The organism is Janthinobacterium algoris, from assembly GCF_051380935.1.
Lineage (GTDB): Bacteria > Pseudomonadota > Gammaproteobacteria > Burkholderiales > Burkholderiaceae_D > Janthinobacterium.
The window spans coordinates 25,860-39,625 of sequence record NZ_JBNYXZ010000023.1; the positions used below are offsets into that span (position 1 = coordinate 25,860).

Annotated in this window: 14 protein-coding genes; 10 read left to right on the plus strand and 4 right to left on the minus strand. The window is 61.7% G+C overall.

The window, feature by feature from the left end; all coding sequences use genetic code 11:
- On the minus strand, positions 1 to 2,103 hold the full coding sequence (gene recG, locus ACQ4W7_RS25520) for an ATP-dependent DNA helicase RecG (RefSeq protein ID WP_436534233.1): 2,103 nt from the start codon (positions 2,101 to 2,103) through the stop codon (positions 1 to 3).
- 176 nt (positions 2,104 to 2,279) lie between these two features.
- Between recG and queA the strand changes: the two genes are divergently transcribed.
- The 9 genes from queA (at position 2,280) to ACQ4W7_RS25565 (ending at position 10,743) form a co-directional block, all read left to right on the plus strand.
- Positions 2,280 to 3,347, plus strand: a complete 1,068-nt coding sequence (gene queA, locus ACQ4W7_RS25525) for a tRNA preQ1(34) S-adenosylmethionine ribosyltransferase-isomerase QueA (protein ID WP_436534235.1) — start codon at positions 2,280 to 2,282, stop codon at positions 3,345 to 3,347.
- Between the two features lies 1 nt (position 3,348).
- Complete coding sequence (gene tgt / locus ACQ4W7_RS25530; RefSeq protein WP_426074035.1) at positions 3,349 to 4,488, plus strand: tRNA guanosine(34) transglycosylase Tgt; 1,140 nt, start codon at positions 3,349 to 3,351, stop codon at positions 4,486 to 4,488.
- A gap of 196 nt (positions 4,489 to 4,684) precedes the next feature.
- Positions 4,685 to 5,017 (plus strand): preprotein translocase subunit YajC, encoded by a 333-nt coding sequence (gene yajC, locus ACQ4W7_RS25535; protein ID WP_096238151.1) that lies wholly within the window; start codon positions 4,685 to 4,687, stop codon positions 5,015 to 5,017.
- 96 nt (positions 5,018 to 5,113) lie between these two features.
- Positions 5,114 to 6,979, plus strand: a complete 1,866-nt coding sequence (gene secD, locus ACQ4W7_RS25540) for a protein translocase subunit SecD (RefSeq protein ID WP_426074036.1) — start codon at positions 5,114 to 5,116, stop codon at positions 6,977 to 6,979.
- Between the two features lie 90 nt (positions 6,980 to 7,069).
- Complete coding sequence (gene secF, locus ACQ4W7_RS25545; protein WP_426074037.1) at positions 7,070 to 8,092, plus strand: protein translocase subunit SecF; 1,023 nt, start codon at positions 7,070 to 7,072, stop codon at positions 8,090 to 8,092.
- Positions 8,093 to 8,165: 73 nt separating this feature from the next.
- Positions 8,166 to 8,915, plus strand: a complete 750-nt coding sequence (locus ACQ4W7_RS25550) for a hypothetical protein (protein ID WP_436534238.1) — start codon at positions 8,166 to 8,168, stop codon at positions 8,913 to 8,915.
- A complete protein-coding gene (locus ACQ4W7_RS25555; protein ID WP_436534240.1) occupies positions 8,912 to 9,613 on the plus strand; it encodes a helix-turn-helix transcriptional regulator in 702 nt (233 codons plus the stop codon). The genes ACQ4W7_RS25550 and ACQ4W7_RS25555 overlap by 4 nt, the downstream gene beginning before the upstream one ends.
- Positions 9,614 to 9,703: 90 nt before the next feature.
- On the plus strand, positions 9,704 to 10,330 hold the full coding sequence (locus ACQ4W7_RS25560; protein WP_426074040.1) for a glutathione S-transferase family protein: 627 nt from the start codon (positions 9,704 to 9,706) through the stop codon (positions 10,328 to 10,330).
- Between the two features lie 239 nt (positions 10,331 to 10,569).
- On the plus strand, positions 10,570 to 10,743 hold the full coding sequence (locus tag ACQ4W7_RS25565; protein ID WP_436534242.1) for a hypothetical protein: 174 nt from the start codon (positions 10,570 to 10,572) through the stop codon (positions 10,741 to 10,743).
- Here ACQ4W7_RS25565 and ACQ4W7_RS25570 read toward each other — a convergent pair.
- The 3 genes from ACQ4W7_RS25570 to ACQ4W7_RS25580 all read right to left on the minus strand — a co-directional run bounded on the left by ACQ4W7_RS25570 (position 10,740) and on the right by ACQ4W7_RS25580 (position 12,661).
- Positions 10,740 to 11,585 (minus strand): HDOD domain-containing protein, encoded by an 846-nt coding sequence (locus ACQ4W7_RS25570; RefSeq protein WP_426074042.1) that lies wholly within the window; start codon positions 11,583 to 11,585, stop codon positions 10,740 to 10,742. The two genes, ACQ4W7_RS25565 and ACQ4W7_RS25570, sit on opposite strands and share 4 nt — an antisense overlap.
- 298 nt (positions 11,586 to 11,883) lie before the next feature.
- Positions 11,884 to 12,168, minus strand: coding sequence for a hypothetical protein (locus ACQ4W7_RS25575; RefSeq protein ID WP_426074043.1), 285 nt, complete (start codon positions 12,166 to 12,168; stop codon positions 11,884 to 11,886).
- Positions 12,169 to 12,226: 58 nt separating this feature from the next.
- Positions 12,227 to 12,661 carry a MarR family transcriptional regulator gene (locus tag ACQ4W7_RS25580; protein ID WP_436534244.1) on the minus strand — a complete coding sequence of 145 codons (435 nt, stop codon included), beginning with the start codon at positions 12,659 to 12,661 and terminating at the stop codon, positions 12,227 to 12,229.
- A 132-nt stretch (positions 12,662 to 12,793) separates the two neighbouring features.
- Here ACQ4W7_RS25580 and ACQ4W7_RS25585 point away from each other — a divergent pair, with 132 nt between their 5' ends.
- Complete coding sequence (locus ACQ4W7_RS25585) at positions 12,794 to 13,738, plus strand: GlxA family transcriptional regulator (protein ID WP_436534246.1); 945 nt, start codon at positions 12,794 to 12,796, stop codon at positions 13,736 to 13,738.
- The last annotated feature ends 28 nt before the right edge of the window (positions 13,739 to 13,766 follow it).

Sequence of the window (13,766 nt, forward strand, 5' to 3'; positions counted from 1 at the left end):
TTAGACCTTCAAAAACTCTTCCTTGCCGCCCAGCCAGCGCGCCAGATGCGCTTCCACCGTGGCGGCGCTATCGGCCGAGGTGGCGTGCAGCAGGTCGTGGGCCACGTCGCGCGCCTGGTCGACCAGCCATTGATCCGTTTCCAGGTCGGCGAAGCGCAGCATGGCTTGGCCGGACTGGCGCGCGCCAAGAAACTCCCCGGGGCCGCGGATTTCCAGGTCGCGGCGGGCGATTTCAAAACCATCGGTCGTTTCGCGCATGGTCATCAGGCGCTGGCGCGCCACGCCGCCCAGCGGACCTTGATATAGCAGCAGGCAGGCGCTGGCCGCCGTGCCGCGGCCCACGCGCCCGCGCAACTGGTGCAGCTGCGACAGGCCGAAGCGCTCGGCGTGCTCGATCACCATCAGCGACGCATTCGGCACGTCGACGCCCACCTCGATCACCGTGGTGGCCACCAGCACGTGAATATGGCCGGCGATGAAGGCATCCATCACTTCCTGTTTTTCCGCCGGCTTCAGGCGGCCATGCACCAGACCCACCTGCAGCGCGGGCAGGGCTTCGGCCAGCATCATGTAGGTTTCGGCGGCTGTTTGCAACTGCAGCGCTTCCGATTCCTCGATCAGCGGGCAAACCCAGTACACCTGCCGCCCTTCCAGCGCCGCCGCATATACGCGGGCGATGACTTCGTCGCGCCGGTTCTGGTCGATGGCGCGCGTGACGATGGGGCTGCGCCCGGGCGGCAGCTCGTCGATCACCGACACTTCCAGGTCGGCGTAATACGTCATGGCCAGGGTGCGCGGGATCGGCGTGGCCGACATCATCAACTGGTGCGGCACGGCCGCGCTGTCACCCTTGTTGCGCAGGGTCAGGCGCTGGCCCACGCCGAAACGGTGCTGCTCGTCGACGATCACCAGGCCCAGTTTGGCAAACAGCACATTATCCTGGATCAGCGCATGCGTGCCGATCACCAGTTGCGCTTCACCCGATTCGATCAGGGCCAGTGCCGCCGTCTTTTCCTTTTTCTTCAGGCTGCCCGTCAGCCAGGCGACTTTTACCCCCAGCGGTTCCATCCAGGCGGCGATCTTGCGGAAATGCTGCTCGGCCAGGATCTCCGTGGGCGCCATCAGCGCGGCCTGGTAGCCGCTGTCGATGGCCTGCGTGGCGGACAACGCCGCCACCACCGTCTTGCCGCTGCCCACATCGCCCTGCAGCAAGCGCTGCATCGGATACGGCTGGCGCAGGTCGGCGCGGATTTCCTCGAGCACGCGCGCTTGCGCGCCCGTCAGCTTGAAGGGCAGGGCGGCGCCGAAGGATTCCGACAGGGTACCGACGACTGCTAGCTGTGCGGCGCCTTTCGAGCGGCGCGCGCGCTGGGCGCGTTTCAGCGACAACTGCTGCGCCAGCAGTTCATCGAATTTCATGCGCACCCAGGCCGGGTGCGAGCGGTCCATCAGCGCGCTTTCATCGATGTCCTGCGGCGGGTAGTGCAGCAGGTGCACTGCGGCCCGGAACGGCGACAGCTGCATCTCGCGCAGCAGCTGGTCCGGCAAGGTGTCCTGCCAGTCGATGCGGCGCATGGCGTCGGCGATCTCGCGCCGCAGGACGTGCTGCGACAGGCCTTCGCCGGATGGATAGACTGGCGTCAGGGCCGTGGGCAGGGGGGCGCCCTCGTTGACCACTTTATACGTCGGGTGCACCATCTCGGCGCCGAAAAAGCCGTGTTTGAGTTCGGCGCGCGCGCGTACCCGCGTGCCTTCGGCCAGTTGCTTGACCTGGCTGCCGTAAAAATTCATGAAGCGCAGCAGCAGATTGCCCGTTTCGTCGGCGATCGTCACCAGCAATTGCTTGCGCGGCTTGAAATTGACTTCGCACTTGGTGACGACTCCTTCCACTTGCCACGACTCGCCGCCGCGCAGGCAGGCGTCGCGGATGGTGTAGACCTTGGTTTCGTCCTCGTAGCGCATCGGCAAGTGCAGCACCAGATCCATATCCGTGCGCAAGCCCAGTTTGGCCAGCCGGCTTTCCGTGCTGACCACTTTTTTGGCGGCTTTCGGCTTCGCGGCGGGCTTGGCTATGGGAGGAAGATCGGGCTTGGGTTCGGACATATCGGAGATTTTTGTGCCGCTAGCGTAAAATAGAGGGTTGTCCGGCACACCTTGTGCGTACCGCAGTCGTAGTGTTGCGGCGGATTATTGTAATGCCTGTATAGGCGCACAGTATAGTGCCAGACGTTCCATTGCGCACTCCTAATCATTTTTGACGTACTTTTGAAGCAAAACGCATGTATTCGCTTTCCGATTTCGATTTTAATTTGCCGCAAGAAAACATTGCGCAAACTCCGTTGGCCCAGCGCAGCGCCTCGCGCCTCTTGCATCTGGACGGCGACGCCCTGGTCGACCGCCAGTTCGCCGACATCGTCGGGCTGTTGCAGGCGGGCGACCTGCTGGTGATGAACGATACGCGCGTGCTGAAGGCGCGTTTCTTTGGCGTCAAGGAAAGTGGCGGCAAGATCGAGGCGCTGGTCGAGCGCGTGCTCGACGAGCGTACCGTGCTGGCCCAGGTGCGCGCCTCGAAGTCGCCGCCGCCCGGTTGCCGCATCCGCCTGGCCGATGCCTTTGACGTGACGGTCGGCCAGCGCGCCGGCGAATTCTTCACCCTGCATTTCGAGGCCGACGTATTCGAGCTGATCGAGGCGCATGGCCGATTGCCGCTGCCGCCCTACATCGAGCACGATGCGGACGAATTTGACGAGACGCGCTACCAGACTGTCTTCAACAAGGTGCCCGGCGCAGTCGCCGCGCCGACGGCCGGCCTGCATTTCGACCAGGCCCTGCTCGATCAATTGAAGGCCAAGGGCGTCAACTTTGCCTATGTGACCCTGCACGTTGGCGCGGGCACCTTCCAGCCCGTGCGCACGGAAGTGTTGGCCGAACACAAGATGCATACCGAGTGGTACACCCTGCCGCAGGACACCGTCGACGCCGTGCGCGCCGCGCAGCAAGCCGGGCGCGACGTGGTCGCCGTCGGCACGACCAGCTTGCGCGCGCTGGAATCGGCCTCGCAAAGCGGTCAGCTGGTGGCGGGCAGCGCCGATACGGCCCTGTTCATCACGCCCGGTTATGCCTTCAAGACGGTAACGCGGCTGATCACCAACTTCCATTTGCCGAAGTCGACCCTGCTGATGCTGGTGTCGGCCTTTGCCGGCTATGCACCGATCCGCAGCGCCTATGCGCATGCGATCGCGCAGAACTACCGTTTCTTCAGCTATGGCGATGCGATGCTGCTCACCACGCAATCGCGTTCTTCGCTCCCCCTTCCGCTGAACCTTGATACTCCCGTGAAAGACTGACATGTTGGAATTTACATTACTCAAGACCGACACGAGCGGCCTGACCAAGGCACGCCGCGGCACCTTGAAACTCAACCATGGCGTCGTGCAGACGCCGATCTTCATGCCAGTGGGCACTTATGGCACCGTCAAAGCGATGTCGCCGCTGGAACTCAATGAGATCGACGCGCAAATCATTCTGGGTAATACTTTCCATTTGTGGTTGCGTCCTGGCAACACCGTCATGGAGAAATTCGGCGGCTTGCACGGTTTCATGGGCTGGAACAAGCCGATCTTGACCGATTCCGGCGGGTTCCAGGTGTTTTCGCTGGGCGCCATGCGCAAGATCACGGAAGAGGGCGTGCATTTTAATTCGCCCATCAACGGCGATAAACTATTCCTCTCGCCGGAAGTGTCGATGCAGGTGCAGCGCGTCTTAAATTCCGACATCGTCATGCAGTTCGACGAATGCACGCCGTACGAAATCGCCGGCCGCCCGGCCACCCTCGAGGAGGCGGCCAAATCCATGCGCATGTCCTTGCGCTGGGCGCAGCGCTCGAAAGACGAGTTCCATCGCGGTGAAAACCCGAATGCGCTGTTCGGCATCGTGCAGGGCGGCATGTTTGAAATGCTGCGCGACGAGTCGCTGGCCAAGCTGGAAGAGATCGATTTCCCCGGTATCGCCATCGGTGGCCTGTCCGTCGGCGAGCCGAAGGAAGACATGATGCGCATGCTGGCCCACGTGGGTCCGCGCCTGCCTGCCAATAAACCGCACTATCTGATGGGCGTGGGCACGCCGGAAGACCTGGTGGCCGGTGTGTCGAACGGCATCGATATGTTCGATTGCGTCATGCCGACGCGTAACGCCCGCAATGGCTGGCTGTTCACCCGTTTTGGCGACATCAAGATCAAGAACGCCAAGTACAAGGAAGACCAGGCGCCGCTCGACGAGACCTGCAGCTGCTACGCCTGCCGCAACTTCTCGCGCGCCTACCTGCACCATTTGCACCGCTCCAAGGAAATTCTTGGCGCGCGCTTGAACACCATCCACAACCTGCATTACTACCTGGATCTGATGCGCCAGATGCGTGTAGCGCTGGATGAGGATCGTTTCCACGCGTTCACCCTGCAATTCCACGCGGAACGGGCACGCGGAACTTAAGAAAAGCTTAGCTTGCGCCCTGGCGGCAGCATGGCCGGAAGTTTTGTGTATTGGTGCTTGGACTGGGGCGATAAAGCATTGCATAATGCTTTTTTAGCCCCATTTAAAGTTGCCATGCCTGCAATTCGGGTTATGACGTATAGCCAATGCTAGAATACAGCGCTATTTTTTCAAACTGATTAGAACTGGAGTCACCGTGTTTTTCATTTCCAACGCTTATGCGCAAGCCCCAACCGACGCCCTGGGCTTCGGCGGCAACCTGACCAGCTTCTTGCCGCTGGTATTGATGTTCGTGGTCATGTATTTCCTGATGATCCGTCCACAGCAAAAACGCGCCAAGGAACAACGGGCGATGATGGACGCGCTGGCCAAGGGTGACGAAGTCGTCACTGCTGGCGGCATGCTGGGCCGTGTTGTCAAGGTAGTGGACGCTTACGTCACCATCGAAGTGGCGACCGGCACCGAAGTCACGGTGCAAAAGAGCTCCATTACCACTTTGCTGCCTAAAGGCACCCTGAAGGCACTGTAATTCCTCGCTGTCATTGCCTCGGCAATGATTCACCGGGGCGGCTACCCGCCGCCCCTCGCGACGCCTCCGACGCTCAACACTGAACGCTGAATCATTATGAATCGCTATCCTGCCTGGAAATACATCATCATCGTCGTCGCCTTATTGCTGGGCGCACTCTATACGGCGCCCAATTATTTCGGTGAGTCACCGGCGCTGCAAGTAACCAGCGGCAAGTCGACTGTCAAAGTGACGAGCGAGCTGATGACGCAAGTCGAGCAAATATTGACGAAAGAGAACGTCAAGTCGGAAGGTGTCACTATGGATGGCGCCGGCAACCTCGCCTCTGTGCGTGCGCGTTTCGCCGATCCCGATACCCAGTTCAAGGCAAAACTGGTGCTGGAAAAGGACTTGAACTCCGATTCCACCGATCCCGCGTACATCGTGACGGTCAATCTGCAAGCCAATACGCCAATGTGGATGCAAAAATTGCATGCATTGCCCATGTTCCTGGGCCTGGACTTGCGTGGCGGCGTGCACTTCCTGATGCAGGTCGATGCGAAAGCCGTACTGAACAAGAAAGTCCAGGGCGTCCAGTCCGCCGCGCGTAGCGTGTTGCGCGACAAAAATATCCGCCACGCCGGCATCGAGCGCGTGGGCGACAGCGTGCAGATCAACTTCCGTGACGCCGATACGCGCCTGAAGGCAAAAAACGTCCTGTCCGACCAGATGACTGAGTTGGCGTTCGCCGATGCGGGCGAAGGCAGCGATTTGAAACTGAACATCACCCTGAAACCGGCCGCCCTGAAGGCGACCATCGACGAAGGCGTGAAACAGAATATCTCCACCCTGTCCAAGCGCGTCAACGAGCTGGGCGTGGCCGAGCCGCTGATCCAGCAGCAAGGTCCTGACCGCATCGTGGTGCAATTGCCTGGCGTGCAGGACGTGGCCCGCGCGAAAGCCATCATCGGCCGCACGGCGACCCTGGAAGTGCGCCTGGTCGACGAAAGCATCGTGCCTGGCACGGAACTGTCGAGCGCCATTCCGTTCAACTCGGAACTGTTCACTGTCGGCAAGGGCGTCCCTGTCGTGCTGGCGAAAGACGTGATCCTGACGGGCGACTATATCTCCAGCGCCACGGCCAGCTTCGATCAGAACCAGCAAGCGGCCGTGTCGATCGACCTGAACGGCGACGGCGGACGCAAGATGCGCGAAGCGACGCGCGAACGCGTAGGCAAGCGCATGGCCATCGTGCTGTTTGAAAAGGGCAAGCCGGAAGTGCTGTCGGTTGCCACCATCCAGCAGGAACTCGGTTCGCGCTTCCAGATCACCGGCATGGGTGGCGCGGAAAACGCAAATGAACTGGCGCTGCTGCTGCGCTCGGGCGCCCTGTCCGCGCCGATGACCGTGATCGAAGAACGCACGATTGGACCACAACTGGGCGCGGAAAACATCGCCAAGGGCTTCCATTCGACCTTGTATGGCTTTATCGCCATCGCCATTTTCATGATCGCCTACTACATGCTGTTCGGCGCTTTCAGCGTGCTGGCCCTGGCCGCCAATCTGCTGTTGCTGATCGGCCTGCTGTCGATGATCCAGGTGACGTTGACTTTGCCCGGTATCGCCGCTATCGCGCTGGCGCTGGGCATGGCGATTGACGCCAACGTGCTGATCAATGAACGTATCCGCGAAGAGCTGCGTGCCGGCAATACGCCGCAAGCGGCAATTGCCGCCGGCTTCGACCGCGCCTGGGCCACGATTCTCGATTCGAACGTGACCACCCTGATCGTCGGCCTGGCGCTGTTGGCCTTCGGCAGCGGTCCCGTGCGCGGCTTCGCTGTTGTGCATTGCCTGGGTATTCTGACCTCGATGTTCTCCTCCGTCTTCGTCTCGCGCGGCGTGGTCAACCTTTGGTATGGCCGCAAGAAAAAGCTGACGACCTTGTCGATCGGCACGGTGTGGGTGCCGGGCACCAGCAAATAAGCGACAGCCCCGACTCACCCCATAGCGTCAACAGCGATCGCGTCCGGAGGCACAGCCGCCGGACGCACAGAATAGAACTCAGAGGATTTCATGGAATTTTTCCGGATCAAAAAAGATATTCCCTTCATGCGCCATGCGTTGATTTTCAACGTGATTTCGGCGGTGACCTTCCTTGCAGCCGTCTTCTTCCTGGTGCACAAGGGCTTGCACCTGTCCGTCGAATTCAAGGGCGGCACCCTGATGGAGGTGAAATACCCGAAGGCGGCCAATCTTGAAGGCATACGCGGCACCCTGATTGCCATGGGCTATGAAGAGCCGGGCGTGACCAGCTTCGATACGGCGCGCGACGTGATGATACGCCTGCCGGTGGAAAAGGGCGTCAGCGCCGCGAACACGTCGCAGCGCGTGTTCGACTCGCTGTGCAAGGCCGAGCAAGGCACGACCAAGGCCATCGACACCGTCACTGCAAAGGGCGAGCATGTACTCAAGAGCGCGTGCATGGACGCTGCCGGTAGCGAGGCGGTCGTCTTGCAGAAAGTCGAATTCGTCGGCCCGCAGGTGGGCGAGGAACTGGCGCAGAACGGCTTGAACGCGCTGGTGGTGGTGATTATCGGCGTGATGATTTACCTGGCCATCCGCTTCGAATGGAAATATGCTGTCTCGGCCATTATCGCCAACTTGCATGACGTGGTGATCATCCTGGGCTTCTTTGCCTTCTTCCAGTGGGAATTCTCGCTGACGGTACTGGCGGCCATCCTGGCGGTGCTCGGCTACTCGGTCAACGAATCGGTGGTGATCTTTGACCGTATCCGCGAAAATTTCCGCAAGCAGCGCAAGGCGACCGTGCATGAAGTGATCGACAGCGCGATTACCAGCACCATTTCGCGTACCATCATCACCCACGGCTCGACCCAGATGATGGTGCTGTCGATGCTGCTCTTCGGCGGCCAGACCCTGCACCACTTCGCACTGGCGTTGACCATCGGTATCTGCTTCGGTATTTACTCGTCCGTGTTCGTCGCGGCCTCCATCGCCATGTGGCTGGGCGTCAAGCGCGAAGACTTGATCAAGCCGGTCAAGGAAAAAGACGAAACCGACGGCGCCGTGGTGTAAGCGCAGTTTGATGCATGACGAATTCAAGAACGATCACCCGCGCGGTGGTCGTTTTTTTTTGTAATGGATGACGATGAAGCGTTTGATAGTGATGGGCATCATGGCGGGCATCAGCACGCTGGCCAGTGCCGCAGAATTGCGCCGTGTGGCCAGCGATACCATCGCCCTGCGCGGCACCATCGCCGAGGGCGATGTGGACAAGCTGCGGCAGCTGGCCACGCCAGTGACAACCGTGTTGCGCGTCAATAGCGACGGCGGCGACCCGCAGGCGGCCATGCAACTGGGCCGCTACCTGCGCCAGCGGCAATGGAGTCTCGCCATCGATACGGTGTGCGCGGGCAGCTGCGCCCTGTACGTTTTCCCGGCCGCGCGGTACAAAAGCATCCCCGGCACTGCTGTGCTGGCGCTGCAGGACACGGCCGTCCTGCGCGCGCAGGCCGGCCCGGAGCAGATGCGCCGCAGCCTGCTCGAGGCGGGTGTGCCGGCCGATGAGCTGGACCGTGAAACGGCCGCGCTGGCCGCACAATTGGCGCAGGTGGCGGCACTGGAAGCGGCCTTTGCCGTGGAGCTGGGCATTGCCCCCGCCTTTTACCGCGATTTCCGGCAAGTGGCGGCGCAGGCCGATAGCGTGCGCCAGCGCTTTCCCGACCAGGATGCAGCCATCTACTGGTGGCCGGCCGCCGCTCGCCTGCAGCGCTGCTACGGCATCGCTGGCGTGGACGAAGGCCCGCGCGCGGTGCGCCTGGCGCCGGACGGCTATCTGTACGTGCCGGCGCTGTCGGCCCTGGTCATGGGCGACCAGGCCCTGCAGGCTTGCCCATGAGTCGCAGTGGCCGTTTGTTCCTGCTGATGGACGCCATGCGCGCCAAACGGGTGCCCGTCACGGCGGCCCAGCTGGCGCAGCAGCTGGGCGTCTCCGAGCGCACGATTTACCGCGATATCCAGACCCTGGCCGAACTCGGTGCGCCCCTGCAGGGCGAAGCGGGCATCGGCTATGTGCTGCGCCGTGGCGCCTTTTTGCCACCGCTGATGTTCGGTCCCGATGAACTGGAAGCGCTGGTGCTGGGCGCGCGCTGGGTGCGCCGCCAGGGTGATGCGGGCCTGGCGCAGGCGGCCAGCAATGCCCTGGCGAAGATCGCGGCCGCCACGCCGCGCGACCTGCGCGACAGCATGGCCGAGACCAGCCTGTGGGTGCCGCTGGGGCGTCCCGCCGATGGCGTGCAGCCGGCCGATCAGCATGTGCAGCCGGTGCGCGAGGCGATCCGCTATGAGCAGAAGCTCACCCTGGGCTACCAGGATGAGCATGGCAATACCACCTCGCGCACGGTGTGGCCGTTTGCCCTGGCCTTTTTCGAAGGCAAGCGCCTGCTGGCCGCCTGGTGCGAGCTGCGCGGCGATTACCGGCATTTCCGCATCGACCGCATCGCCAGCGTGCAGCGGCATGATGAGCGCTATCCCACGCGCCGCCACGCTTTGCTCGATACCTGGCGTAAGGCGCACGAGATTGATCCGGAAAGCTAGTGATCCGGAATCGTGATAATCGCTCCTGACAAAAACTGTCAGTGACGGCGACTACGATGGTGGCTTCTTCACTCACTGGAGTACTCCATCATGCGCCTGTACCACCACCCCATATCCTCGAATGCCCGCCGCGCCCTGATGACGGCGATCCACCTCGGCCTGCCTCTGGAACTGGCCGAAGTCGATCTGATGAATGCGGATGATCGGCGCCGCCTGGTCGAGCTCAATCCAAACGGCAAGCTGCCCGTGCTGGCCGATGGCGCTTTCCTGCTGTGGGAATCGTGCGCCATCATGCAATACTTGGCCGAGCAGGTGCCGGGCCAGACAATTTATCCGCAGTTGCCGCAGGCCCGGGCCGACGTCAACCGCTGGCTGTTCTGGGCCGCGCAGCACTTCGCGCCGGCCATTGGCGTGCTGGCCTGGGAGCGCGCGTGGAAAGGCATGACGGGGGGCGGCCCGGCGGACCCGTTGGAAGAGGCGCGCGGCGAGCGCGACCTGCATGCATGCGCCGTGGTGCTGGACGCGCATCTGGCGGGACGCAGCTGGCTCAGCGGCGAAGGGCTGACCCTGGCCGACTTCGCCGTGGCCGCGCCGCTGATGTATAGCGAGGCGGTGAGGCTGCCGCTGGCGCAGTACCCGCATATCCAGGCGTGGTTTGCCCGCGTGCGGCAGTTGCGTGCCTGGCAGGAAACGGACGTGGCGCTGTTGCCGGGTTAATGTGCGCGCTAAGTGTGCCAGCGTACGGAGCCGGTGCGGCGCAGCACATAAGATAGGGCTGTCTCTTTCAGGACATCCCTAGCTTTGGACTTTACCCGCTTTCGAGCGGGTTTTTTTTTCCGCTTTCGAGCGGGGTTTTTTCCGCTTTCGAGCGGATTTTCGTCCGGTGCTTGAAAGTGGCTTGATAATTTGATTATCGCTGCACAGATGGGACGACGCCCACTGCAAGCAGGTACGCCATGTTCATGTCACGCCATCCGAAGCCATTATTGAGTACCCGGGCGGTCGCCACGCTAGTCGTCCAGCAGACGCAGGGAACGAAGGCCATGGACAAGCATGTGCTGATCGCCGACGCGCCGAAGCCGGCACCAGGCGTGCCGAGCATGCCGCCGGTGCCGGTAAAACAGGATTAATGCACGAGCACCTTCAGCAGCGACTGTACTTCATCGTCCGATTCTTCCATGATGCTCGACAGGGTCGCATCGCCGATGACGCAATCGATGCTGCCGGCGGCGCGGGCGGCCCGCACGGCGATGGCGGCCGGGCTTTCATTGAGGGGCGAAGCCACCGGCGCCAGGTCATTCGCCAGTAGCAGCGTGTCGCCCAGCGATTCGGGCGGGATGGCGCGCAAGCCTTCCCACAGCGCATCGATGGCGCCCATCACGGCTTCCGGCACCTTCAGTTTGCTCAATACGCCATGGCCGATGGCTTGTTCGCCATGTTCGACCCAGTCCTGCGGTTCGCCGTCGAGGATGCCGGGGAATTCGGCTGCGCGCGACAGCAGATAAAAGCCGCCCACTTCATGCATGATGCCGGCAAACAGGGCCGTGTCTGGGTCCACCTTGGTGACGCGGCGAGCCAGTACCTGCGACAGGGCCGCCACGTGGGCCGTATGCTCCCACAGCTGCTTGGCCTTCGCTTGCAGCACGGGATCGGTGATGGTACTGCCCAGCTGGCGCACGATCAGCGACGCTACCACCGACTGCAGGGTACGCACGCCGAGCCGTTGCACGGCGTTGCGCACGCTGGTGATTTCGTTGCCGGAACGGTTGAACGCCACCGAATTGGCGATGGCCACCGTGCGCGCGGCCAGCAGCGGGTCGGCTTGCACCAGCTTGGCAGCGGCCTCGATATGGCAGTCGGGATCGGCCAGCGCCTCTTGCAGCTTGAGCGAAGCGTTCACATTGGCAGGAAAGGTCAGCTCGCCACGAGCGGCTTGTGCGGCGATGCTTTTAAAGGCGTCGAGTCTGTTCATTGAAAAAATTATACTCGCAATATTTCCGTGCGGAACTTTTTAACCGTGATCTTTTCTTAAACAAGCGAGTAAAAGGCAAGCAAAGCCCCGTAAACGGGAAAAGGCATCCCACTGTATCAGCGGCATGCCTTTTTGTCATGACAACGATCGTCAAAGCGCTGAACAGGACGGTAGCGAGCGGGAGTGATTTGTAGCCGAGAAGCGCAACCGCACTTTAGTACGGGGGCGCCGAGCCGGTGAGCATCGCCGGCCGCAAAGCGCACCGCGCAGCAGGTCCTGTTGGTCCTGTTAAGCGTTACTACAGAGATTCGCTGAAGATGGCGTCGCAGCCTTCGACCAGTTCATCGCTGTCTTCCAGCTCATCGGTCAGGCCCAGGTCGAACAATTCCTCGACGGCATTCATGAAGCTGTTGTGCTTGGTGGCGCCGATCAGGCGGTAGATTTCGCCGTCTTCGTTGCGCACGCCGATGATCAGTTTTTCCTGGCGCACCAGTTCCGGCGTGCTGGCGTTGAGCAGCAGGTTGCCGATGATGTGTTTATCGAAATGAGCGGGTTTTTTGCCGTCGAGCAGTGAGGTTTTCAACTTGGTTTCCTTTGTCTTGTTTGAATGTATTGTTTGAATGTCTGTGCTTGGTGAATGGTCAGCCGTGGCCGTTGGCGATGGCGTGCTTCAAGCCCGCCAGGGTGGTTTCCAACCGCATGAAATCGTCTTCTGTATAGCCGTGGAACAGGTTCTGGCCTTGCTTTGTCAGCTTGGGGAACACGTCATGGAACACCTGTTCGCCCTCGCAGCTCAAGCGCACGAAGTAGGAGCGCTTGTCTTTCGTGCAACGTTCGCGGAGCACCAGACCCTTTTGCTCCAGCCGGTCCACCACACCCGTCAAGGTACCCTTGGTAATCAGGGTTTTCTGGCCCAGTTCCTTGTAGGACATGCCGCAGGTGTTGCCGAGCGTGGCAATGATGTCGAATTGCGCATGCGTCAAGCCGTACTGGCGCACGAAGTCGCCTGAAAACCGCTCGAAGCCTTGCATGCATTCGGCCAGCAGCCGGATACTTTTTAAATATCGTTCACCCATGGGGTGTGATTATATCCTTCCATCCCGCTTTTTTCCGCCGCGTCAGGCCCCGCTGTTGCATGCGGGTCTGGATGGGGCTGAACTCCGGTATCATGTGGGCAACTCAGCCCTTGTCCCTGGTCCGCCTCGCCGATGTCTTTCGCTAATCTTTCCCGTATCGGCCTCGACAAACCGCTGCGCCTGTTGCTGGTTCATGCCGGCGATGCCGAGTCGATTACCTGGGCTGGCCTGGTGCAGCCGTTGCGCCTGTGTGCGCGGGCGCTGGGGCCGGACGCCCTGCAACTGGACGTGCGCACGCCAGAGCAAGTTGCCCAGCAGGGCGGCAACTGGCATATCGCGCTGCTGGTGGCCGATGAAACAGAGGCGCCGCTGCGCGCTGAGCTGTGCCGGGCCGTGATCGAGCGCTGCCGTTCGGCGCCATTCTGGGGGGGCGTGGGCGCTGCCGTGCTGTGGCTGGCCGACGCGGGCGTCATGGATGGCGTGCGCATCGCCTTGCCGTGGGCCCTGTACGCCGATGCGGAAGCGAAGGCCGAACGCGCCATCCTGACGCCGCACCTGTTCGACATCGACGGCCCGCACATCACCTGCTGCGGCGGCGCGGCCAGCATCGACTTTTCGCTGACCCTGATCGAGACCGTGTTTGGCGTCGACGTACAGGCGCTCGTCAAGGAAGCGCTGTGCGTGGACAAGGTGCGCGGCAAGGAAGAGCGCCAGCGCGTGGCCTTGCAGGCGCGCTTCGGCGTGCTGCAACCGAAATTGTCCGAAGCTGTCACCTTGATGGAGGCGAATATCGAGGAGCCGTTGTCGACCGATGACATCGCCAGCCTGGTGGGCCTGTCGCGGCGTCAGCTGGAGCGCCTCTTCAAGCAATACCTGGGCAGCTTGCCGTCGCGCTACTACCTGGAGCTGCGCCTGCAGCGCTCACGGCAATTATTGCTTGATACACATTATTCCATCGTGCAAGTTGGCCTGATGTGCGGCTTTTCCTCCGGTTCGCACTTTTCCACGGCGTTTGGCACCCTGTTTGGCAATACCCCGCGCGAAGAGCGTCAAAGAAAGCTCATGCCGCCAGCCTAGCCGACGCCATGGCCGCTGTGAGGAATTG

Coding starts and splice junctions, on each gene's coding strand:
- recG (WP_436534233.1), bottom strand. CDS start 2,103: ATGTCCGAACCCAAGCCCGATCTTCCTCCCATAGCCAAGCCCGCCGCG.
- queA (WP_436534235.1), top strand. CDS start 2,280: ATGTATTCGCTTTCCGATTTCGATTTTAATTTGCCGCAAGAAAACATT.
- tgt (WP_426074035.1), top strand. CDS start 3,349: ATGTTGGAATTTACATTACTCAAGACCGACACGAGCGGCCTGACCAAG.
- secD (WP_426074036.1), top strand. CDS start 5,114: ATGAATCGCTATCCTGCCTGGAAATACATCATCATCGTCGTCGCCTTA.
- secF (WP_426074037.1), top strand. CDS start 7,070: ATGGAATTTTTCCGGATCAAAAAAGATATTCCCTTCATGCGCCATGCG.
- ACQ4W7_RS25550 (WP_436534238.1), top strand. CDS start 8,166: ATGAAGCGTTTGATAGTGATGGGCATCATGGCGGGCATCAGCACGCTG.
- ACQ4W7_RS25555 (WP_436534240.1), top strand. CDS start 8,912: ATGAGTCGCAGTGGCCGTTTGTTCCTGCTGATGGACGCCATGCGCGCC.
- ACQ4W7_RS25560 (WP_426074040.1), top strand. CDS start 9,704: ATGCGCCTGTACCACCACCCCATATCCTCGAATGCCCGCCGCGCCCTG.
- ACQ4W7_RS25565 (WP_436534242.1), top strand. CDS start 10,570: ATGTTCATGTCACGCCATCCGAAGCCATTATTGAGTACCCGGGCGGTC.
- ACQ4W7_RS25570 (WP_426074042.1), bottom strand. CDS start 11,585: ATGAACAGACTCGACGCCTTTAAAAGCATCGCCGCACAAGCCGCTCGT.
- ACQ4W7_RS25580 (WP_436534244.1), bottom strand. CDS start 12,661: ATGGGTGAACGATATTTAAAAAGTATCCGGCTGCTGGCCGAATGCATG.
- ACQ4W7_RS25585 (WP_436534246.1), top strand. CDS start 12,794: ATGTCTTTCGCTAATCTTTCCCGTATCGGCCTCGACAAACCGCTGCGC.